Origin of the sequence: Cellulomonas fimi, from assembly GCF_012952065.1 — a bacterium.
In the GTDB taxonomy this organism is placed as follows: Bacteria; Actinomycetota; Actinomycetes; order Actinomycetales; family Cellulomonadaceae; genus Pengzhenrongella; species Pengzhenrongella fimi_A.
Map to the genome: position 1 here is coordinate 59,791 of NZ_JABCJJ010000002.1, position 21,778 is coordinate 81,568.

General features: G+C 73.0%; 14 protein-coding genes and 1 riboswitch. Of the genes, 9 read left to right on the forward strand and 5 right to left on the reverse strand.

Annotation, left to right across the window (positions count from 1 at the left end; all coding sequences use genetic code 11):
* Nucleotides 1-27 precede the first annotated feature (27 nt).
* Nucleotides 28-1,674, forward strand: a complete 1,647-nt coding sequence (purH, locus tag HIR71_RS01850; protein ID WP_169322913.1) for a bifunctional phosphoribosylaminoimidazolecarboxamide formyltransferase/IMP cyclohydrolase — start codon at nt 28-30, stop codon at nt 1,672-1,674.
* 120 nt (nt 1,675-1,794) lie between these two features.
* On the opposite strand, the gene HIR71_RS01855 is transcribed toward purH, so the two are convergent.
* Nucleotides 1,795-3,177, reverse strand: coding sequence for an FAD-dependent oxidoreductase (locus tag HIR71_RS01855; protein WP_311836022.1), 1,383 nt, complete (start codon nt 3,175-3,177; stop codon nt 1,795-1,797).
* A gap of 35 nt (nt 3,178-3,212) precedes the next feature.
* Here HIR71_RS01855 and HIR71_RS16610 point away from each other — a divergent pair, with 35 nt between their 5' ends.
* Nucleotides 3,213-3,566 carry a DUF3017 domain-containing protein gene (locus HIR71_RS16610; RefSeq protein WP_169322914.1) on the forward strand — a complete coding sequence of 118 codons (354 nt, stop codon included), beginning with the start codon at nt 3,213-3,215 and terminating at the stop codon, nt 3,564-3,566.
* Between the two features lie 35 nt (nt 3,567-3,601).
* Here the strand turns inward: HIR71_RS16610 and HIR71_RS01865 are convergent, their stop codons facing one another.
* The gene (locus HIR71_RS01865) at nt 3,602-4,561 is read right to left on the reverse strand and encodes an aquaporin (protein ID WP_169322915.1); all 960 of its coding nucleotides are present in this window, start codon (nt 4,559-4,561) and stop codon (nt 3,602-3,604) included.
* Nucleotides 4,562-4,855: 294 nt separating this feature from the next.
* On the opposite strand from HIR71_RS01865, the gene HIR71_RS01870 reads away from it, so the two are divergent.
* The 3 genes from HIR71_RS01870 to pulA all read left to right on the forward strand — a co-directional run bounded on the left by HIR71_RS01870 (nt 4,856) and on the right by pulA (nt 13,222).
* On the forward strand, nt 4,856-6,076 hold the full coding sequence (locus HIR71_RS01870; protein WP_169322916.1) for an NADP-dependent isocitrate dehydrogenase: 1,221 nt from the start codon (nt 4,856-4,858) through the stop codon (nt 6,074-6,076).
* Between the two features lie 100 nt (nt 6,077-6,176).
* On the forward strand, nt 6,177-7,169 hold the full coding sequence (locus HIR71_RS01875) for a malate dehydrogenase (protein ID WP_169322917.1): 993 nt from the start codon (nt 6,177-6,179) through the stop codon (nt 7,167-7,169).
* A 179-nt stretch (nt 7,170-7,348) separates the two neighbouring features.
* Complete coding sequence (gene pulA / locus HIR71_RS01880) at nt 7,349-13,222, forward strand: pullulanase-type alpha-1,6-glucosidase (RefSeq protein ID WP_169322918.1); 5,874 nt, start codon at nt 7,349-7,351, stop codon at nt 13,220-13,222.
* Nucleotides 13,223-13,259: 37 nt separating this feature from the next.
* On the opposite strand, the gene purU is transcribed toward pulA, so the two are convergent.
* Together purU and HIR71_RS01890 are read right to left on the reverse strand one after the other, a co-directional pair.
* The gene (purU, locus tag HIR71_RS01885; RefSeq protein WP_169322919.1) at nt 13,260-14,135 is read right to left on the reverse strand and encodes a formyltetrahydrofolate deformylase; all 876 of its coding nucleotides are present in this window, start codon (nt 14,133-14,135) and stop codon (nt 13,260-13,262) included.
* 23 nt (nt 14,136-14,158) lie between these two features.
* Nucleotides 14,159-16,426 carry an MMPL family transporter gene (locus HIR71_RS01890; RefSeq protein ID WP_169322920.1) on the reverse strand — a complete coding sequence of 756 codons (2,268 nt, stop codon included), beginning with the start codon at nt 16,424-16,426 and terminating at the stop codon, nt 14,159-14,161.
* Nucleotides 16,427-16,571: 145 nt separating this feature from the next.
* Here HIR71_RS01890 and HIR71_RS01895 point away from each other — a divergent pair, with 145 nt between their 5' ends.
* Together HIR71_RS01895 and HIR71_RS01900 are read left to right on the forward strand one after the other, a co-directional pair.
* Nucleotides 16,572-17,297: a TetR/AcrR family transcriptional regulator gene (locus HIR71_RS01895; RefSeq protein ID WP_169322921.1), complete on the forward strand. Its 726-nt coding sequence runs from the start codon at nt 16,572-16,574 to the stop codon at nt 17,295-17,297.
* 55 nt (nt 17,298-17,352) lie between these two features.
* Nucleotides 17,353-17,865 (forward strand): GNAT family N-acetyltransferase, encoded by a 513-nt coding sequence (locus HIR71_RS01900; protein ID WP_169322922.1) that lies wholly within the window; start codon nt 17,353-17,355, stop codon nt 17,863-17,865.
* Between the two features lie 7 nt (nt 17,866-17,872).
* Here the strand turns inward: HIR71_RS01900 and HIR71_RS01905 are convergent, their stop codons facing one another.
* Nucleotides 17,873-19,084 carry a MalY/PatB family protein gene (locus HIR71_RS01905; RefSeq protein WP_169322923.1) on the reverse strand — a complete coding sequence of 404 codons (1,212 nt, stop codon included), beginning with the start codon at nt 19,082-19,084 and terminating at the stop codon, nt 17,873-17,875.
* Nucleotides 19,085-19,141: 57 nt separating this feature from the next.
* A riboswitch (ZMP/ZTP riboswitch) is annotated at nt 19,142-19,231 on the forward strand.
* Nucleotides 19,232-19,313: 82 nt separating this feature from the next.
* On the opposite strand from HIR71_RS01905, the gene glyA reads away from it, so the two are divergent.
* Complete coding sequence (gene glyA / locus HIR71_RS01910; RefSeq protein WP_169322924.1) at nt 19,314-20,600, forward strand: serine hydroxymethyltransferase; 1,287 nt, start codon at nt 19,314-19,316, stop codon at nt 20,598-20,600.
* 89 nt (nt 20,601-20,689) lie between these two features.
* Nucleotides 20,690-21,559, forward strand: coding sequence for a bifunctional methylenetetrahydrofolate dehydrogenase/methenyltetrahydrofolate cyclohydrolase (locus HIR71_RS01915; protein WP_311836045.1), 870 nt, complete (start codon nt 20,690-20,692; stop codon nt 21,557-21,559).
* The last annotated feature ends 219 nt before the right edge of the window (nt 21,560-21,778 follow it).

The following is a 21,778-nucleotide window of genomic DNA, read 5'->3' on the forward strand; positions in this document are numbered from 1 at the left end:
CACAGGCCGTGCCGACCCGGGAGAGCCATGTCCAGCCAGCCCAGCACCAGCCAGCCGACCAGCCGGCCCAGCACCAGCGAGACCGCTGACCCGACCGCCACGGAGACCCGACGTCCGCTGCGACGCGCGCTCGTCAGCGTCTACGACAAGTCCGGGCTGACCGGGCTCGCCACCGCCCTGCACGCCGCCGGGGTCGAGCTCGTCTCGACGGGCTCCACCGCGGCGACCATCGCGTCCGCGGGCGTGCCCGTCACGCCCGTCGAGGAGCTGACCGGCTTCCCCGAGTGCCTCGACGGGCGCGTCAAGACGCTCCACCCGCGCGTCCACGCGGGGATCCTCGCGGACACGCGGCGGCCCGAGCACCTCGCGCAGCTCGCGGACCTCGGGATCGCCGCGTTCGACCTCGTCGTGGTCAACCTCTACCCGTTCACCGCGACGGTCGCGTCGGGCGCGACGCCGGACGAGTGCATCGAGCAGATCGACATCGGCGGGCCGTCGATGGTCCGGGCCGCAGCGAAGAACCACCCGAGCGTCGCCGTCGTCGTCGACCCGGCGCAGTACGGCGCGATCGGCGTCGCGCTCGACCAGGGCGGCTTCACGCTCGCCGAGCGGCGGGCGCTCGCGGCGTCCGCGTTCCGGCACACCGCGACGTACGACGTCGCGGTCGCGAGCTGGATCGGGAACGTGCTCGCTCCGGACGCGAGCGAGGGCTCGCCGTTCCCGGGCTGGGTCGGTGGCACGTGGGACCGGCAGGCCGTGCTGCGGTACGGGGAGAACCCGCACCAGGCCGCGGCGCTCTACACCCAGGGTGACGGGACCGTCGGTCTCGCGCAGGCCACGCAGCTGCACGGCAAGGAGATGTCCTACAACAACTACGTCGACGCCGACGCCGCGTGGCGGGCCGCGCACGACCACGGCGGTCCCGCGGTCGCCATCATCAAGCACGCGAACCCGTGCGGCATCGCGGTCGGGTCCGACATCGCGCAGGCGCACGCCAAGGCGCACGCGTGCGACCCGCTGTCCGCGTTCGGCGGGGTGATCGCCGCCAACCAGGTCGTCACCGCGGCGATGGCCGAGCAGGTCGCGCCGGTGTTCACCGAGGTCGTCGTGGCGCCGGGCTTCGAGCCCGAGGCCCTCGAGATCCTCACCGCGAAGAAGAACATCCGCCTGCTCGAGGTCACCGCGCCGCCGCGCGCAGGGGCCGAGCTGCGCCCGATCAGCGGTGGCCTCCTGCTGCAGCAGGTCGACCGCGTGGACGCGCCGGGCGACGACCCGACCGCGTGGACGCTCGCGACCGGGACCCCGGCCGACGAGGCGACGCTCGCGGACCTCGCGTTCGCCTGGCGCGCGGTCCGGGCGGTCAAGTCCAACGCGATCCTGCTCGCGCGCGACGGCGCGTCCGTCGGCGTGGGGATGGGGCAGGTCAACCGGGTCGACTCGTGCCGCCTCGCGGTCGAGCGCGCGGGCACGGGCGACGGCGGGCGCGCGGCGGGCTCGGTCGCGGCGTCGGACGCGTTCTTCCCCTTCGCGGACGGGCTGCAGGTGCTGCTCGACGCCGGGGTCCGCGCCGTCGTGCAGCCGGGTGGCTCGGTGCGTGACGACGAGGTGATCGCGGCCGCCGAGGCGGCCGGCATCACGCTCTACCTGACGGGCACGCGCCACTTCGCCCACTGAGGACCGTGCGGCAGGCCCGCCGAGTGTGACGTCCCCCACGCCCATCCCGGGCGGATGACCGTCAGGACGTCGCACTCGACGAGAGGGGCGGGAGGGTACGCGCCGCCGGAGCGGCGGGCGTCAGCCGACGACGGCGTCGCGCAGGGGGCGCTCGGGGTCGGCGGCGAGCGCCGGGTCGAGCAGCGGGAGCGTGGCGCCCGTGAACAGGCGTCGGGCGGCGCCGACGTCCCGCGGGCGGTCGACCACGAGCGCAGCGGTCAGCCTGCGAGCAGCGGCTGCACCGGCGGCGCCACGGGCGTCGTCCGCGTCGTCGGCCGTGGCCTCGGCTGCGCCGTCGGTCGCGAGGCCCGGCCCGGCCGGCGCGAACCACAGGGCAGCCCAGCCGCCGGGCCCGGCCGGATCCCCGCGGAGCACGAGCTCGTCCGTCGGGTCCTGCCGGCCGAGCAGCGTGAGGTCGTGGCCGAGCTGGGTCGAGAAGACGTACGGCGCAGGGTCGGCGACCGCGCCGGCACCCTCGCGCCCCGCGCCGTCGTCGAGGAGCGCGCGGACGGCCGTCGCGGGGCCGCGGAGCGCGGCGTCCCAGTGGCCGCCGGCGACCCACCCGTGCCGCGGCGACCAGCGGCGCGCGACGTCGCCGACGGCGCGCACGTGCGGCGGTCCGTCCAGGATGCGGTGCTCCGGGTCCACCCGCAGCGAGCCATCGGGGTCCCGGGGGAGCGCGGACCCGATCCAGCCGGTCGCCGGGCGCACGCCGACGGCCACGAGCACGACGTCGGCGGCGAGCTCCGTGCCGTCGGCGAGGCGGACGCCGTCGTCGCGCACCGCAGCGGCGGGGTCTCCGGTCAGGAGTCGGACGCCGGCCGTCTCGTACCACGGGATCGTCAGCGCGCCGACGCGCTCGCCGAGGGCGGCGGCGAGCGGGGCCGCGCCTGCCTCGACGACCGTGACGTCGACACCGGCGGCGGCGGCCGCACCGGCGACCTCGGCCCCGATCCAGCCCGCGCCCACGACGACGAGGCGCGCGCCGGGCACCAGGCGCGGACGGAGGGCGGCGGCATCGGCGGCGGTGTGCAGCGTCACCCCGGCCCAACCCTGAGGGCGCACGGCGTGCGCGCCCGAGGCGACGACGAGCGCGTCGGCGCGGACCGGCGACGTGGCCCCCGCGGCGGCCGACGTCGTCGCGATCGTGACGCCGTCGTCGTCGACCACGAGCGACGTCGCGGTGACACCGAGCCTGACGTCGTCGGCGAGGGCGACCAGATCGACCCCGAGCTCCTCGATCAGCCAGGCGGGCCGGGGCCGGTCCAGCAGGTGCTTGGAGAGCGGGGGGCGGTCGTACGGCAGGACGTCCTCCGCACCGAGCACCGTCACCGTCCCGTCGAACCCCTCGGCGCGGAGCGCGGCCGCGGTCTGCGCACCGGCCAGGCCCGCGCCCACGACCACCACCGAGCGGATCGGCCGACCACGTCGTGCGACGTCAGCCGGTCGAGGGGTGGCGCGCACGCCGCAACGGTAGCCTTCCGGCGGGAGGCTGACCGATGCAGGAGGACCACCGGACGACCACGGCGTCGGCCGCGACCGGCGTCGAGCACGCCGACCAGGCTCACGACGCGCGCGGCGCCGCCCTCGCGAGCCTCGCGGCGGGACGCAGCCCCTGGCTCTGGTGGACGTGCGCAGGCATCGCGCTCTCCGTGGTCCTCACGTGGGTGGCCGACGTCCAGGTCGGGGGTCTGACGCTGGCGCTCCTCCTCGTCATCCTCGCCGTCTCGCGCGGGGCGCTCCGGACGTCCCCGTCCAGCCTCGTCGTCCGTTCTCGGACGCACGACGTCGCCGTGCTGGTGGTGCTGGCCGTCGGCGTCGGCGTCCTGTCCCAGACCGTGCCCCTGGTCTGAACGCAGCCCGGGCCCGGTCCGCGGGGTGTCGGGGCTCAGTCGCGGAGACGATCGACGGCGACGTCCTCCTCCTCGACCAGGAGGTCGTCCTCCTCGAGGAGGTTGTCCTCGATGGTCTCGGTGGCGAAGGCGCGGTTCGCGAGGCCCGCGAGCGCTGCACCGACCACCGGCGCGAGCCAGAACAGCCACAGCTGCCCGAGCGCCCAGCTCTCGGAGAAGAGCGCCGCGCCGGTCGAGCGCGCGGGATTGAGCCCGCCGTTGGTGACCGGGCCGGCGACGAGCAGGAGGACCGTGTAGGTGAGCCCCATCGCGATGGGCGCGAGCGCGTGGTGCACGTGCCGGCTGGTCGCGGCGAGGACGACCCCGACCAGCAGCGCGGTCGCGACGATCTCCACCACCAGCGCAGGCACGAGGTCGAAGGCGTGCTCGCCCTGGGAGACGCGCGCGAGCTGCGAGTTCTCGCCGAAGCCGTTGGCCGTGCCGGTGAAGAACGTCCGCACGGTCGACTCCGGGCCCAGCAGGCTCGGCAGCGTCGCCGGGATGGTCAGGTAGAGGGTCGCGGCGGCGAGCACCGCGCCGACGAGCTGAGCGAGCCAGTACGGAAGGACGTCGCGCCACGGCGTGCGGCCCGCGATCGCCGCGCCGATCGTGACGGCAGGGTTGAAGTGGCCGCCCGAGATGTGGCCGAACGCGACCGCCCCGCCCAGGAGCGCGAGCCCGAACGCGAGCGCGACGCCCAGCACGCCCGTGCCGAACAGGACGGAGTAGAGCGCCACCCCGAGCCCGACGAACACGAGCAGGTAGGACCCGACGGCTTCCGCGCCGAGCCGCACCGCGAGGCTCGGACGGAGCGGCTCGAGCACGAGGTCACCGCCCGGGTGCAGCTCCTCGGCGTCGTACGACGCGGCTGTGGACGCGACTGTGGACGCGGCCGAGGACGGCGTGCCGTGCGGCGGGGCGTCGGTCGGGATGGGGTCGGGGGTGTCCTTCGACATGATCGTCCTGTCATCGGTGTGTGGGGGCAGGTGCCGCGCCGCGGGGCTGCGGAGCGGGGCTGCGGAGCGGAGCTGTCGAGCGGGGCTGCGCGGCGGGCCGTGCGGGTACAGCATGGCACCCGCCCGGACGGACACCCGCCCGCGGGTCGAGAGGCGGACGGAGATATCTCGACGTCGAGTAATATCGGGTGCGGTGGCCGCTGACAGCACCCCTCAGAGGCCGGATGGAGCGAGGCCCGCAGCGCCTGCAACCACACCTCGCAGGCACCGCCCAAGCACAGGAGAGATGCCCGTATGGCCAAGATCAAGGTAGTCGGCCCCGTCGTCGAGCTCGACGGCGACGAGATGACCCGGATCATCTGGCAGTTCATCAAGGACCGTCTGATCCACCCGTACCTCGACGTCGACCTGCGCTACTACGACCTGTCGATCGAGAACCGCGACGCGACCGACGACCAGGTCACGATCGACGCCGCGCACGCCATCAAGGAGCACGGGGTCGGCGTCAAGTGCGCGACGATCACGCCCGACGAGGCGCGCGTCGAGGAGTTCGGCCTCAAGAAGATGTGGGTCTCGCCCAACGGCACGATCCGCAACATCCTCGGCGGCGTCGTCTTCCGCGAGCCGATCATCATCTCGAACATCCCGCGCCTGGTGCCCGGCTGGAACAAGCCGATCATCATCGGCCGCCACGCGTTCGGCGACCAGTACCGCGCGACCAACTTCAAGGTCCCCGGCGCGGGCACTCTCACGCTGACCTACACCCCCACGGACGGCTCGGAGCCGATCCAGCAGCAGGTCGTGACGTACCCCGAGGGCGGTGGCGTGGCGATGGGCATGTACAACTTCAACGACTCGATCCGTGACTTCGCGCGGGCGTCGTTCGCGTACGGACTGCAGCGGGGCTACCCGGTCTACCTGTCGACGAAGAACACGATCCTCAAGGCCTACGACGGCCAGTTCAAGGACATCTTCCAGGAGGTGTTCGAGTCGGAGTTCAAGGCCGACTTCGATGCTGCCGGTCTCACCTACGAGCACCGCCTGATCGACGACATGGTCGCCGCCGCGATGAAGTGGGAGGGCGGCTACGTCTGGGCCTGCAAGAACTACGACGGCGACGTGCAGTCCGACACCGTCGCGCAGGGCTTCGGCTCGCTCGGTCTCATGACGTCGGTCCTCATGACCCCGGACGGCAGATGCGTCGAGGCGGAGGCGGCGCACGGCACGGTGACGCGGCACTACCGCCAGCACCAGGCCGGCAAGCCGACGTCGACCAACCCGATCGCGTCGATCTTCGCCTGGACCGGTGGCCTCAAGCACCGCGGCAAGCTCGACGGCACGCCCGAGGTGACGCAGTTCGCGGAGACGCTCGAGGACGTGGTCGTCAAGACCGTCGAGAGCGGCAAGATGACCAAGGACCTCGCTCTGCTCGTCGGGCCGGACCAGGCCTGGCAGACGACCGAGGAGTTCCTCGCCTCGCTCGACGAGAACCTCGCGGCGCGGCTCGCCGCCTGACGCCGTCCCGCCCGGGACGGCCGGCTCCCCGCCGACCGGCCCGCGCACCGATCGGCCTGTCCCAGCCCAGGTCGTCAGCCCAGATCGAAGGAGTTCTGCGATGGCTCGTCCCACCCCGGTCAACGTCACCGTCACCGGTGCCGCCGGCCAGATCGGCTACGCCCTGCTGTTCCGCGTCGCGTCGGGTCAGCTGCTCGGGCCGGACACGCCGGTGAGGCTCCGGCTGCTCGAGATCCCCCAGGGCGTCAAGGCCGCCGAGGGCACCGCGATGGAGCTCGACGACTGCGCGTTCCCGCTGCTCGCGGGGATCGACATCGTCGACGACCCGCGCGCGGGCTTCGAGGGCGCCAACGTCGCGCTGCTCGTGGGTGCGCGCCCGCGGACGGCGGGCATGGAGCGGGGCGACCTCCTCTCGGCCAACGGTGGGATCTTCAAGCCGCAGGGCGAGGCGATCAACGCGGGCGCGGCGGACGACATCCGCGTCCTCGTGGTGGGCAACCCGGCCAACACGAACGCGCTCATCGCCGCGTCGCACGCGCCCGACGTGCCGTCGTCGCGCTTCACGGCGATGACGCGCCTGGACCACAACCGCGCGCTGTCGCAGCTCGCCAAGAAGACCGGCGCCGCGGTCACGGACATCGAGCAGCTCACGATCTGGGGCAACCACTCCGCGACGCAGTACCCGGACATCTTCCACGCGTCGATCGGCGGCCGTCCGGCGGCCGAGGTCGTGAACGACCAGGCGTGGCTCGAGAACGACTTCATCCCGACCGTCGCCAAGCGCGGGGCTGCGATCATCGAGGCGCGCGGCGCGTCGTCGGCGGCCTCGGCGGCCAACGCGGCGATCGACCACGTGCACGACTGGGTCAACGGCACGACGCCCGGCGGCTGGACCTCCGCGGCGATCGTGTCCGACGGCTCGTACGGCGTGCCCGAGGGCCTCATCTCCTCGTTCCCGGTCACGTCGACGGGTGGCGAGTGGGAGATCGTCCAGGGCCTCGAGATCGACGAGTTCTCGCGCGGACGCATCGACGCGTCGGTCGCCGAGCTCGTCGAGGAGCGCGACGCGGTCAAGGGCCTCGGCCTGATCTGACGGTTCCCTCTCCTCCCTTTCCGCAACGTCCGCACTCCGTGGGCCCAGGGCACCACGGAGTGCGGACGTTGCGGCGTTGAAGCAGTGGGCTCTTGCTGAAAGTTGCGGCAACCCGTACGTTGCTTGGCATCGTCATGCAGGTCCCGCTCAGTGCTGCGCGGGCGACCAAGGAGTTCTCGATGACCGCTCTGCCTGCCCGCGTCCGCCCGCTCGTCGCCCTGGTCGCCGCGACCGCCGTCGCGCTCACGGGCGCCGCCGTCGCCGCGCCGTCGGCGACGGCCGACAACGACCGCACGTTCGCCCTCGTCGGCAGCCTGCAGAGCGAGCTCGGCTGCCCGGACGACTGGCAGCCCGACTGCGCCGACACCGAGCTCGCGCCGACCGGCACGTCAGGCGTCTACGCGGCCGAGTTCACCGTCCCCGCGGGCAGCCACGAGTACAAGGTCGCGGTCAACGACACCTGGGACGAGGCCTACGGCGTCGACGGCGGCGATGCGAACGTCCCGCTCGTCCTGGCGGGCCCGGCCACGCTGCGCTTCACGTTCGACGACACGACCCGCCGCATCGCCGTCGCGCCGGTCGACCTCACCGGCGACTACACCGACGCCGACGACGCACTGGTCGCCGCGCCCATCCGCCAGCCGGGCTCCGACGAGCGGTTCTACTTCGTCATGACGGACCGGTTCGCCAACGGCGACCCGTCCAACGACGCGGGCGGCCTCACCGGTGACCGGCTCGTGACCGGCCTCGACCCGACCGACAAGGGCTTCTACAACGGCGGCGACCTCGCGGGTCTGCGCCAGAACCTCGACTACATCGAGGGCCTGGGCACGACGGCGATCTGGCTCACGCCGTCCTTCAAGAACCGGCCCGTGCAGGGGGAGGGCGCCAACGCCTCCGCCGGTTACCACGGCTACTGGATCACCGACTTCACGCAGATCGACCCGCACCTGGGCACCAACGCCGAGCTCGAGGCGCTGATCGCCGACGCGCACGCCCGGGGCATCAAGGTCTACTTCGACATCATCACGAACCACACGGCCGACGTGATCTCCTACCAGGAGGGCGTGTACGACTACGTCGACAAGGCCACGGAGCCGTATCGCGACGCCACCGGGACCCCGTTCGACCCGGCCGACTACGCGGACGGCAGCCGGCCGTTCCCCGCGCTCGACCCGGCGACGTCGTTCCCGTACACGCCCGTCGTGGCGCCCGAGGACGCGGACCTCAAGGTGCCCGGCTGGCTCAACGACCCGACGCTCTACCACAACCGGGGCAACTCGACCTGGACCGGCGAGTCCGTCAACGACGGCGACTTCGACGGGCTCGACGACCTCATGACCGAGAACCCGGCGGTCGTGGACGGCTTCGTCGAGGTGTACCAGGACTGGATCGACCTCGGCATCGACGGCTTCCGCATCGACACCGCCAAGCACGTCAACATGGAGTTCTGGGAGCAGTGGACCACCGAGATCCTCGACTACGCCCGCGCGCAGGGCAAGGACGAGTTCTTCATGTTCGGCGAGGTCTTCGACGCCGACGCCGCCAAGACCTCGCCGTACGTCCGCGACACGGACATGAGCTCGGTCCTGGACTTCTCGTTCCAGTCGGCCGCGAGCACGTTCGCCCGCGGGTTCTCGGCGCAGAGCCTGTCGCAGCTGTACGCGAGCGACGACATGTACACGACGCCCGACACGAACGCCTACGCGCTGCCGACGTTCCTGGGCAACCACGACATGGGCCGGATCGGCTACATGGTCAAGGACTCGGGCTCGCCCCTCGACCGCGACCGGCTCGCGCACTCCCTGATGTACCTCACCCGCGGTCAGCCGGTCGTGTACTACGGCGACGAGCAGGGCTTCGTCGGCAACGGCGACCTCCAGGGCAAGGACAAGGACGCGCGCCAGTCGCTGTTCGCGACGCAGGTCGAGGAGTACGCCGACCAGGCGCTCGTCGACGGCACGCCGGCCGGCTCGGTCGACCGGTACGACACCGACGCCGCGCTCTACACCCACATCGCCGACCTCGCCGAGCTCCGCGAGACCTACCCCGCCCTCGCGACGGGTGCGCAGCTCGAGCGGTACTCGCAGGACAACGTCTACGCGTTCTCGCGCGTCGACCGCGACGAGAAGGTCGAGCACCTCGTCGCGCTCAACAACGACGACGCCGCGGCGACCGTCACGCTGACGACGCTCACCCCGGGCGCGACGTTCGCCCCGCTGCTCGGCACGACCACCGCGGTCACGGCCGACGCCGCGGGCCGGGTCACGCTCGAGGTCCCGCCGCTCGCGGCGGTCGTGCTCCGGGCCGACGCGCCCGTCGCGGCCGCCGACGCCGCGCCCGAGATCACGATCGACGTGCCGGCCGCGGGTGCCGGCCTGAGCGGGCTCGCGCCCGTCGCCGCCGACGTTGCGGACGACCGCTGGAGCGAGACGAGCTTCGCCTTCCGCGTGGTCGGCGACGACGCGTGGACGCCGCTCGGCACCGCCGAGGACACCACGCCACGCGTGTTCCACGACGTCGCGGACCTGGCGCCCGGGACGCTCGTCGAGTACCGCGCGGTCACGCAGGACGCTGCGGGCACGCGCGTCGCCGACTCGACGTACGCGTCGGTGGGCGTCGCGGTCGACGGCGTGGTCCCGGACGCCGGCGAGGAGCCCGAGCCCACGCTCGTGAACATCGCGGGCAGCCACCAGGACGACCTCCGCAACCCCGACGACCCGACCGGCGGCCCGCTCTGCACCGAGTGGGACCCGGCCTGCACGAACACGGCGCTGACCAAGCGCGCGGACGGCATCTGGTCGCGGACGTTCCTCGTCCCGCCCGGGTCCTACGAGTACAAGATCGCGCTGAACGGCTCGTGGGCCCTGAACTACGGCGCGGGCGGGGTCCAGGACGGCCCGAACGTGGCCTACACCGTGACAGGTGACGCCCCGCAGCAGGTCACCTTCTACTACGACCCGGTGACCGACTGGTTCACCTCGAGCGCGCAGGGCGACATCCTCACCCTGCCCGGCAGCCTGCAGAGCGAGCTCGGCTGCGCGGCGGACTGGGACCCCGCCTGCCTCGCCACCTGGCTCCAGGACCCGGACGGTGACGGCATCTTCACCTACACGGCCCCCGACCTGCCCGCCGGGGTCTACGAGGTCAAGGTCGCGCACAACCTCTCGTGGGCGGTCAACTACGGCGCCGGCGGCGCCCTCAACGGCGCGAACATCCCGTTCGCCGCGCCCGGCGGCGAGCCCGTGACCTTCAGCTACGACCTCGCGACGAACCTCCTGACGATCGGTGTCGAGAACCCGCCGCTGGCCGGGGTCGGCGAGCTGCGGGCGCACTGGATCGACGCCGAGACGATCGCGTTCCCCGCCGACTGGGTCCCCGAGGGGACGGATCCGGGCGCGCTGACGTGGCGCCTGCACGCCTCGCCGGACGGCTCGCTCGAGGTGGTCGACGACCAGGTCGACGGCGACGACGTCGCGGGCGGCAGCGTCCAGGACCTCGCCTACGACCCGGCCGGGCTGAGCGAGGCGCAGCTCGAGCGGTTCCCCGCGCTCGCGGGCTACCTCGCGCTGCGGGTCGGAGGCGCGGAGGGCCTCGAGCGGGGCGAGGTCGTCCGGCTCCTCCAGGGCGAGCTGATGGTCGGCCAGTACGCCGCGGACGGCACCGCGCAGGCGATCACCGGCATGCAGATCCCCGGCGTCGTCGACGACGTGTTCGCCGAGGCGGCGTCCGACCGTGCCCTCGGGGTGACGTGGAAGAAGAAGGCGCCCTCGCTCGCGCTGTGGGCGCCGACCGCGACGCAGGTCGACCTGCTCGTGTGGACGGGCGACGACCTGGCGGCCGAGCCTGAGCGGGTCGCGATGAGCCGGGCCGACGACGGCACCTGGACCGCGGCGGGCACCCGCGCCTGGAACGGGGCCCGCTACCTCTACGAGGTGACGGTCTACGCGCCGACCACCGACGCGGTCGAGGTCAACCGGGTCACGGACCCGTACTCGGTCGCGCTCACCCAGAACTCGACGCACTCGGTGCTCGTCGACCTCGACGACAAGGCGTACCGGCCCAAGGTCTGGGAGAAGACACCGCAGCCACGCGTGGAGCCGGTCGACCAGACCATCTACGAGCTCCAGGTGCGCGACTTCTCGATCAACGACGAGTCGGTGCCGGCGGCCAAGCGCGGCACGTACCTCGCCTTCGCGGAGAACGGCGCCGGACGTCAGCAGCTGCGCGAGCTCGCCGACGCGGGCCTGACGACCGTCCACCTGCTCCCGACGTTCGACATCGCGACGATCGAGGAGGACCGCGACGCCCAGGCGACCCCGCCGTGCGACCTCGAGTCCTTCGCGCCGGACTCGCCCGAGCAGCAGGCGTGCATCGAGCCGATCCGGGACCAGGACGGCTACAACTGGGGGTACGACCCGCTGCACTTCTCGACCCCCGAGGGCTCCTACGCGGTCGACGCCGACGGCGGCGCCCGGGTCGCGGAGTTCCGCACGATGGTGGGCGCGCTCCACCAGGACGGCCTGCAGGTCGTGCTCGACCAGGTGTTCAACCACACGGCCGCGAGCGGTCAGGACCCGAGGTCGATCCTTGACCGCGTGGTCCCCGGCTACTACCACCGGCTCGACGCGGCGGGTCAGGTCGAGACCTCGACGTGCTGCCAGAACGTCGCGACCGAGCAGGTCATGGCCGAGAAGCTCATGGTCGACTCGGTGGTGACGTGGGCGCGCGACTACAAGGTCGACGGCTTCCGCTTCGATCTCATGGGCCACCACTCGCGCGACACGATGCTCGCGGTCCGCGCGGCGCTCGACGGCCTCACGAAGAAGCGTGACGGCGTCGACGGCAAGGCCGTGTACCTGTACGGCGAGGGCTGGAACTTCGGCGAGGTCGCGAACAACCGGCTCTTCACGCAGGCCACGCAGGGTCAGCTGGGCGGGACCGGGATCGGCACGTTCAGCGACCGGCTGCGCGACGCCGTGCGCGGCGGCGGGCCCTTCGACGAGGACCCGCGGATCCAGGGCTTCGGCTCGGGCGCGTACACCGACCCGAACGGCGCGCCGGTGAACGGGACGCAGGCCGAGCAGCTCGCGCGGGTCCAGCAGCAGGGCGACCTGGTCCGGCTCGGCCTGGCCGGGAACCTGCGCGACTACGAGTTCCTCACCAGCTCGGGCGAGGTCCAGCGCGGCGACCAGATCGACTACAACGGGCAGCCGGCCGGCTACGCCGACTCGCCCGAGGAGGTCGTCACCTACGTCGACGCGCACGACAACGAGACGCTGTTCGACTCGCTCACGCTCAAGCTGCCGGTGGACACGCCGATGGCGGACCGCGTCCGGATGAACACCGTCTCGCTCGCCACCACCGCGCTGGCCCAGACGCCGTCGTTCTGGCACGCGGGCGCCGAGCTGCTGCGCAGCAAGTCGCTCGACCGGAACAGCTACAACTCGGGCGACTGGTTCAACGTGCTCGACTTCACGGGCCAGGACAACGGCTTCGGCAGGGGCCTGCCGCCGGCCGCCGACAACGAGGCGAAGTGGCCGTTCCAGCAGCCGTTGCTCGCGAACCCGGCGCTCAAGCCGGCGCCGGCCGACATCGCGACGAGCGACGCGATGGCGCAGGACCTGCTCCGGCTCCGCTTCTCGACCGAGCTGTTCCGGCTCGGGGACGCCGACCTCATCCGTGACAAGGTCACGTTCCCCGGCAGCGGCCCGGACGCGACTCCTGGCGTCATCGTCATGCACGTCGACGACCGCGACGGCCGCGACGTCGTGGGGCGGGACGTGGACCGCAGGCTCGACGGCGTGCTCACGGTCTTCAACGCCTCCGACGAGCCGACGACGCAGACGATCGCCGCGCTCGCCGGCCGGGACTACGACCTGTCGCGGGTCCAGGCCCGGGGGAGCGACGCCGTCGTGCAGCAGACGCAGTGGGACGAGGCGACGGGCACCGTGACCGTGCCGCCGCGGACCGTCGCGGTGCTGGTCGAGCAGGACCGGCCGGGCCGGAGCGGCTCGTTCTGGGACCGTGTGTGGGAGTGGTTGCGCGGCTGATCGCGGAGCGACCGGGCCGACGGTCGGCCGCGCGCCGTCAGCGGAAGACGATCGTCCGGTGCCCGTCCAGCAGCACCCGGTGCTCGGCGTGCCAGCGGACGGCTCGTGCGAGCGCGCGCCGCTCGACGTCCTGGCCGAGCGCCATGAGCGCCTCGACGTGGCGCGAGTGGTCCACCCGCTCGACGTCCTGCTCGATGATCGGGCCCTCGTCCAGGTCGCCCGTGACGTAGTGGGCGGTCGCCCCGATGAGCTTGACCCCGCGGTCGTGCGCCTGCGCGTACGGCCGGGCGCCCTTGAAGCTCGGCAGGAAGGAGTGGTGGATGTTGATGACCCGGCCGGCGAGGGCCCGGCAGAGGTCGTCCGACAGGATCTGCATGTACCGGGCCAGCACGACGAGCTCGACGTCGAGCTCCTCGACGAGGGCGAGCAGCCGCGCCTCGGCGTCGGGCTTCGTCGCCTTCGTGACCGGGACGTGGTGGAACGGGATCCCGTAGAACCCCGCGACCCCCGCGAGGTCGGTGTGGTTCGACACGACCGCGACGATGTCGACCGGCAGGCCCTCGGACTGCTGACGGAACAGCAGGTCGTGGAGGCAGTGCGCGGCGGTCGAGACCATGACGAGCGTGCGCATCCTGCGGCCGGCGACGTCGAGGTCCCACGTCATGCCGAACTCCGAGGCGAGGGCGGTCAGCGCCGTGTCGAGCTCCTCGCGCGAGGCGGCCGACTCCACCTGGACCCGCATGAAGAACAGCCCCGACAGCGGGTCGCCGAACTGCTGCGACTCGGTGATGTTGCCGCCGTGCTCGGCCAGCAGCCCGGCGACCGCGTGCACGATGCCGGGACGGTCGGGGCACGAGAGGCTGAGCACCCAGTGGGTCGGATCGCCGGTCTCGGTCGCAGGGGCCTCGGTCACAGGGCCAGAGCGTAGACGCAGGCTCAGCTCGGCGTGCCGGCCGGCACGCGGTGAGCCGGCTCGCTCGGACCCGGGGCCGACGGTGCGGCGGCCGACGCGTCGTCGTCCTCGCTCATCCCGATCCGCGCGTGCAGCCGGGCGAGCGGTGCCGGGAGCCACCAGCTCGCGCGGCCGAGCAGCACCATCACGGCCGGCACGAGGAGCGCCCGCACGATCGTCGCGTCCACGACGACCGCGAACGCGAGGCCGAGGCCGATCAGCTGGAGGAACCCGAGGCTGCTCGTCGTCATGGCGGCGAGCACGACGACCAGCAGCAGCGCCGCGCTCGTGATCGTCCGCCCGGACCGCTCGAGGCCCGTGGCGATCGCCGCGCCGGGGGTCGCACCGCGCAGGTGCGCCTCGCGGACCCGGCTCAGCAGGAACAGCTCGTAGTCCATCGCGAGCCCGAAGGCGATGAGCCCGATGAGCACGAGGTTGCTCGGGTCGACGCGGCCGGTCTCGCTGAAGCCGAGCAGGTCGGCGAGGTTGCCCTGGCCGAAGCCCCACACGATCATGCCCATCGTCGCGCCGAGCGACAGGACGTTGGCCAGCACCGCCTTGACCGGCAGCACCACCGAGCCGAGCGCGAGGAACAGCAGCAGCATGGTCATGCCGGCCACGAAGCCGAGCGTCCCAGGCAGCGTCCGCGTGATCGCGTCCGTCGAGTCGAGGTTGACCGCGGCGTCGCCGCCGACGAGCACCTGCTCGGCGCCCGCGGGCACGTCCACGGCCCGCACGGCGCGCACGAGGTCGCCGGTCGCCGCGCTGTCGACCACGCCGTCGGTCGTGACGCGCAGGTGCGCGGTCGCCGGGCGCCCGTCGGTTCCGTCGGCCGGGACGGCGCCCACGAGCCCTGCGCCGGTGGCGCCGGGCAGCGCGGCGAGGGCGTCCGCGAACGCGGCGAGCGCGTCGTCGTCCGTCGCGCCCTGCACGACGACGTCGAGGCTCACCTGGGCGGACGCCGGGAACTGGTCGCTCACCCGGTCCGCCGCCTGCCGGGACACCGACGACGCCGGGAGGTCACGGACGTCGGTGACGCCGGCACGCAGGTCGAGTGCGGGCAGCGCGACGACCACGAGGAGGGCGGTCGCGGCGACGGCGACGGTCCCGGGGCGGCGCAGGACGGCGTGTGCCCACCGAGCCCACCCGCCGGCGGCGGACGCCGGTGGGTTCGGCGCGCGGTGTCGCCGCGGGAGCCGCCCGGCGACGCCGCGCGGGAGGCGGCCGGCGTCGACCCGTGTCCCGAGCGAGGCGAGGATCGCCGGGAGCAGGGTGAGCGCGAGCACCATGTCGAGCAGCACGACCGCCATGCCGCCCAGCCCCATCGAGCGCAGGAACATCTGCGGGAAGAACAGCATCCCCGCGAACGCGATGAGCACGGTCAGGCCCGAGTAGGCGATGGTGCGGCCGGCGGTGGAGACGGTCCGCTCGACCGCCGCCCCGACGTCGCCGTCGTGGCGGTCGAGCTCCTCCCGGAAGCGGCTGACCATGAACAGCGCGTAGTCGATCGCGAGGCCGAGCCCGAGGATCGTCGTGACGTTGAGCGCGAAGGTCGACACGTCGGTCACCAGCGTGAGCAGGCGCAGCAGGCCCATGGCGCCGAGGATCGCGACGAGGCCGATGGTCACCGGCAGGAGCGCGGCCGTCAGGCTGCGGAAGATCAGCACCAGGAGAACCAGCAGCACCGGCATCGCGAGCAGCTCGGCACGCACGATGTCGCGCTCGGACGTGCGCTCCATCTCCGTCATGGCCGGGATGGGGCCCGCGAGGTCGGTCTCCCAGGGGTCGGGCGCGACGAGGTCGGCGGCGATGGCGTCGTACGCGGCCGCGCGGGCGCTCTCGTCCGCCCCCGCGAGCGAGATCACCACCATCGCGGTGCGCCCGTCGGAGCCGACGAGACCGGCGCGCGCCGGCTCGGGGAGCTCGGGGGACCAGGGGGTCAGGACCTGCGCCACCGCCTCGGCCGGCAGCCCGTCGACCAGCTCGCCGACCTGGGCGGCGAACGCCGGCTCGGTCGCCTCGAGGTCGGCGTTGCGCCAGAGCACGACGACGTCGGCGTCGCCCCGGCCGAATCCGTCCTCCAGCGCCTGGGCCGCCCGGGCGGACTCCGAGGACGGGTCCTCGAAGCCGCCACCCTTGACAGCGTCCGCCACGGCCGGGCCGAACGCGCCCGCGACGGCCGTGAGCAGGACGGCCGCCGCGAGGACCCATCGCCGGCGCAGGTGGAGGAACCGGCCGAGTCGACTGAACATCACAGGTCTCCGTCACGTAGTGTGTGAGTGGCGATCACGCCAGTGAACGCTGTTTGCTAACACCGTGTACTGAAGCATGCGCCGTTTATTCGCGTCAAGGGGCGCCGGCGATCCCGGCCCCGCGGCGCGGTCAGGAGGAGCACCCATGTCCGCGACCACGGAGTCCCGCCGGGACCGGCAGCGCACCGCCACGGAGGCGGAGATCAAGGCGGCCGCGCGCGCGCAGCTCGTCGAGACCGGAGCCCAGGGCGTGTCGCTGCGCGGCATCGCACGGCAGATGGGCATGACCGCTCCGGCGCTGTACCGGTACTACTCCGGCCTCGACAACCTGCTCGAGGCGATGTGCGAGGACTGCTTCGCGGAGGTGACGCACGAGGTCGCGACGCAGAGCGCAGCGTCGGGGGACGACCTGGGTGCGCGCCTCCACCTCGCCGTCCGGGCGTTCCGGCGATGGGCCGTCGCCCACCCGGCCGAGTTCGGCCTCATGTTCCGTGACCGCGAGGAGCCGAAGGGCCTCGAGAGCTGCTGCGAGCACTCACGCCGCTTCGCGGAGCAGTTCCTCGGGCTGTTCGTGCGGATCTGGGCCGAGCAGCCGTTCGAGCTGCCCGACGAGCCCGTCGCGCCCGAGGCCGCGTGCGCGCAGCTGCGCGAGTACGCGGCGAGCCACGGGGTCGAGCTCCCCATGGCGGCCCTGTGGGTGTTCGCGAGCTCGTGGGTGCGGCTCTTCGGCGTGATCTGCATGGAGGTGTTCGGGCAGCTGGCCTTCATGTTCCGCGACGTCGAGCCGTACTTCGAGGCCGAGCTCCGGTCCGTGGTGCGGGCGATGGGCATCGAGTACGTCGCTCCCGACACCGCATCGGCGCTCGGGTGAACGGCCGTCTCGGCTGCGGAGCGGCGGTCGCGGGGGGCCCGCGCCGGGTGTCACGATGGGCCGCATGAGCGCTGACGTCTCGATCCGCCCGGTGTCCCTCGACGACGCCGGTGAGCTGCTGACGCTGCGCCGCGCCGCGTTCGTCACCGAGGCGCAGGTGTACGGCGACCCGAGCATCCCGCCGCTCACCCAGACGCTGAGCCAGCTCCGGGCCGACCTCGTCGCCGAGGGCGTGATCACGCTCGGCGCCTGGTCGGGGCACCGCCTGGTCGGCTCGATCCGTGTGCTGCTCGAGGGGACGAAGGCCACGCTCGGTCGCCTCGCCGTCGCGCCGGACCTGCAAGGCCGCGGCATCGGCACGCAGCTGCTCTTCGCCGTGCTGCCGCACCTGCCCGAGGGCACGGAGGAGATCTGGGTCTTCACCGGTCAGGACTCGGTCCAGAACCTCGCGATGTATGCCAAGCACGGCTACGAGCACCAGTACGACCGCACGGCGGGCGACCTGACGTACGCCTACCTGCGCCGGATCCTCGGCGACCACGAGGTCGGCGACAACGCGAAGGCCTGACGACGCCTCAACGCGCGTCGACCGCGCGGGCCATCCTGTCCACGATCTCGTCGAGCACCGGGCGCGGGGTCGCGAGGGTCAACCGCACGAAGCCCTCTCCCGCTCGCCCGCACGCCGAGCCGTCCGTGAGTGCGACCCCGGCGTGCTCGAGGAAGAAGTCCGCCGGGCGCTCGCCCAGGGCGAGCCCCCGGCAGTCCAGCCACGCGAGGTACGTCCCCTCGGGCGGCACGTACCCGACGCCTGGCAGGCGGGTGCGCAGCGCGTCGGCGAGATGGCGCCGGTTCCTGTCGACGTGCTCGACGACGTCGGCGAGCCAGGGGTCGCCCGCGGTGTACGCCGCGATGTTCGCGACCACGCCCAAGGTCGAGGCCCCGTGCTCGGCGAGCTGCCCGACGCGCTCCCAGTGCTCGGCGTCGGCGTCGTTCGAGAGCACGAGCTGCGCGCACTTGAGGCCGGGCAGGTTCCACGCCTTCGACGCCGAGGTCGCCGTGACGGTGTGCGCGGCGGTCGCGGGGGAGAGCGCGGCGTACGGGGTGTGGCGGTGACCGGGCATGACGAGCGGCGCGTGGATCTCGTCCGAGAAGACCCGGCCCCCGTGCCGCTCGACCACCTCGGCGACCGCGGCGAGCTCGGTCGGCTCGAGGACGCGGCCGATCGGGTTGTGCGGGTTGCACAGCACGAGCAGGTGGCCGCCTGCGCGGAAGGCGGCGTCGAGGGCGTCGAGGTCGTACGTGTACCGCCCGTCGTCGAGCGCCATCGGCACCTGGATCAGCTCGCGCCCGAGCGCCGCGGGCAGCGTGAGGAACGGCATGTAGGCCGGCGTCGGCAGGATCACGGGGCTGCCCGGCCGCGAGAAGTGGGTGACGGCCGCCTCGAGTCCCGCGAGCACGTCGCTGAGCGGGCGGACCCGCTCGGGCAGCACGGTCCGGTTGTGGTGCACGGTCGACCAGTCGGCGTAGGCGCGGGCCATGTCGGCGGCGAGAGCGGGCGGCAGGTAGCCGACCAGCCCCTGGTCCACCGCACGGTGCAGCGCCTGCGCGACCACGGGGGCGGTGCCGAAGTCCATCTCCGCGATGAAGGCCCCGAGCGCGTCGGGGAAGAGCGTCCACTTGAGGCTGCCCTGGCGACGAAGGTCGTCGACGGTGAGGGCGTCGAAGGCGCACGGGCCGGCGGTGCGGCCGGTCCGACCCGCCGGGCCTGGCGAGCGGGACGACGTCATGCGAGGCTCCTCCCGGACGTCACCGACTGCCTCGACGGCCACCGGCGGTTGCTACGCTGTGCGCGTCGCGACTGGCGCAACGCAGGTGGGTCACCACCGGGGAGCGACGCAGCAGCAGACTACGGGTCGTACGCCTGGGCCCCGGGTCACCACACCCATGGTCACCACCACCATCGCGGGCCCGGACCGCACGGGACCTGCTCGACACTGCTGACGCGCGAGGAGAACCATGAGCTCCCAGAACGACCACGTCATGAACCAGGCCCTGGCCGACGTCGACCCCGAGATCGCCGCGGTGCTCGAGGGCGAGCTGGACCGCCAGCGCGACACCCTCGAGATGATCGCGAGCGAGAACTTCGTCCCGCGCGCCGTGCTCCAGGCGCAGGGCTCCGTGCTCACGAACAAGTACGCCGAGGGGTACCCGGGCAAGCGCTACTACGGCGGTTGCGAGCAGGTCGACATCGCGGAGACCCTCGCGATCGCGCGCGCCAAGGAGCTGTTCGGCGCGGAGCACGCGAACGTCCAGCCGCACTCGGGCGCGACGGCGAACGCGGCCGTGCTGCACGCGCTCATCAACGCGGGCGACAAGATCATGGGCCTGTCGCTGGCCCACGGCGGGCACCTGACGCACGGCATGAAGATCAACTTCTCGGGCAAGCTCTACGAGGTCGCGGCGTACGAGGTCGACCCCGAGACCTTCCGCGTCGACATGGACAGGGTCCGCGAGAAGGCGCTCGCGGAGCGCCCCGACGTCATCATCGGCGGCTGGTCCGCCTACCCGCGGCACCTCGACTTCGAGGCGTTCCGCTCGATCGCCGACGAGGTGGGCGCCAAGCTCTGGGTCGACATGGCGCACTTCGCGGGGCTCGTCGCCGCGGGCCTGCACCCGAGCCCGGTGCCGCACTCCGACGTCGTCTCGTCGACCGTGCACAAGACGCTCGGCGGGCCGCGGTCGGGCTTCATCCTGTCGCGCGAGGAGCTGGCGAAGAAGATCGACTCCGCCGTGTTCCCGGGCCAGCAGGGCGGCCCGCTCATGCACGTCATCGCGGCCAAGGCGGTCTCGTTCAAGATCGCGGCGGGCGAGGAGTTCCGGGCGCGCCAGCAGCGCACGGTCGACGGCGCGCGGATCATCGCGGACCGGCTCTCGGCACCCGACGTCGCCGGGGCCGGGGTCTCGGTGCTGACGGGCGGCACCGACGTGCACCTCGTGCTCGTCGACCTGCGCGCCTCCGCTCTCGACGGCCAGCAGGCGGAGGACCTCCTGCACGACGCCGGCATCACCGTGAACCGCAACGCCGTCCCGTTCGACCCGCGCCCCCCGCGCGTCACGTCGGGCCTGCGCATCGGCACGCCCGCGCTCGCGACCCGCGGGTTCGGCGACGCCGAGTTCACCGAGGTCGCCGACATCATCGCGACGGCACTGGTCGCCGGGCAGGGCGCCGACCTCGAGCAGCTGCGCGGGCGCGTGGCGAAGCTGGCCGGTGACTTCCCGCTCTACCCGGGCCTGCAGCAGTGACCGGACCGAGAGCCGGCTCGGAGGACGCCGCCGGGGCGGACGCCGCCGGGGCCGACGCCGCCGGGTCGGGCCCGGCGCGACGCGCCCAGGTGCTCGACGGCACGGCGACCGCACGAGCGATCAAGTCCGAGCTCGCCGAGCGCGTCGCCGCGCTCGCGGCCCGCGGGGTCGTGCCGGGGCTCGGCACGGTCCTCGTCGGTGACGACCCCGGCAGCCGCGCGTACGTCGGCGGCAAGCACAAGGACTGCGCCGAGGTCGGCATCGCCTCGATCCGCGCGGACCTGCCCGCCACGGCGACCCAGGCCGAGATCGAGGTTGCGGTCGACCGGCTCAACCACGACCCCGCATGCACCGGCTACATCGTGCAGCTGCCGCTGCCGAAGGGGATCGACACGAACCGCGTGCTCGAGCTCGTGGATCCCGCCAAGGACGCCGACGGCCTGCACCCGACCAACCTCGGCCGCCTGGTCCTGCGGGTCGACGGCCCGATCGACTCGCCGCTGCCGTGCACGCCGCGCGGGATCATCGAGCTGGTCGAGCGGCACGGGATCGACCTGGCAGGGACCCACGTCGTCGTCGTCGGGCGCGGGACGACAGTGGGGCGGAGCATCGGCCTGCTCCTCACGCGCCGCGAGCTCAACGCGACGGTCACGCTGACGCACACCGGCACGCGGGAGCTCGCCGCGCACACCCGCGAGGCGGACGTGATCGTGGCCGCGGCCGGTGTCCCGGGGATCATCCGACCCGAGCACGTGCGGCCGGGCGCGATCGTGCTCGACGTCGGGGTGACCCGGGTGGTCGACGACGAGACCGGGAGGACACGTCTCGCCGGGGACGTGCACCCGGGCGTCGCGGAGGTCGCGGGCTGGCTGTCGCCGAACCCCGGCGGGGTCGGGCCGATGACGCGGGCGATGCTGCTCGCGAACGTCGTCGAGGCGGCCGAGCGCGCGCAGGTCTGACGCTCGCCGGCGTTCCCCGCTGCGCCGCGGGCATCACCCGTTCGAGCGATCGGTCGACGAATTCACCCGGTGTTCACCCGCGTGGCTCATCGGTGTCGGGGGGTTCGGGTAGACATGCCCCGTTCCAGGGGTTGACCGCGACGTGAGACAGGCATGAAGTTGTCACTCTCGGACGTACCGGCCACATCGACACGCGGCGGACATCTCTCGTCGCGGACA

Excerpts from the sequence above, each read along its gene's own strand:
- purH (WP_169322913.1), top strand. The coding sequence starts at position 28 with ATGTCCAGCCAGCCCAGCACCAGCCAGCCGACCAGCCGGCCCAGCACC.
- HIR71_RS16610 (WP_169322914.1), top strand. The coding sequence starts at position 3,213 with ATGCAGGAGGACCACCGGACGACCACGGCGTCGGCCGCGACCGGCGTC.
- HIR71_RS01865 (WP_169322915.1), bottom strand. The coding sequence starts at position 4,561 with ATGTCGAAGGACACCCCCGACCCCATCCCGACCGACGCCCCGCCGCAC.
- HIR71_RS01870 (WP_169322916.1), top strand. The coding sequence starts at position 4,856 with ATGGCCAAGATCAAGGTAGTCGGCCCCGTCGTCGAGCTCGACGGCGAC.
- HIR71_RS01875 (WP_169322917.1), top strand. The coding sequence starts at position 6,177 with ATGGCTCGTCCCACCCCGGTCAACGTCACCGTCACCGGTGCCGCCGGC.
- pulA (WP_169322918.1), top strand. The coding sequence starts at position 7,349 with ATGACCGCTCTGCCTGCCCGCGTCCGCCCGCTCGTCGCCCTGGTCGCC.
- HIR71_RS01890 (WP_169322920.1), bottom strand. The coding sequence starts at position 16,426 with ATGTTCAGTCGACTCGGCCGGTTCCTCCACCTGCGCCGGCGATGGGTC.
- HIR71_RS01895 (WP_169322921.1), top strand. The coding sequence starts at position 16,572 with ATGTCCGCGACCACGGAGTCCCGCCGGGACCGGCAGCGCACCGCCACG.
- HIR71_RS01900 (WP_169322922.1), top strand. The coding sequence starts at position 17,353 with ATGGGCCGCATGAGCGCTGACGTCTCGATCCGCCCGGTGTCCCTCGAC.
- HIR71_RS01905 (WP_169322923.1), bottom strand. The coding sequence starts at position 19,084 with ATGACGTCGTCCCGCTCGCCAGGCCCGGCGGGTCGGACCGGCCGCACC.
- glyA (WP_169322924.1), top strand. The coding sequence starts at position 19,314 with ATGAGCTCCCAGAACGACCACGTCATGAACCAGGCCCTGGCCGACGTC.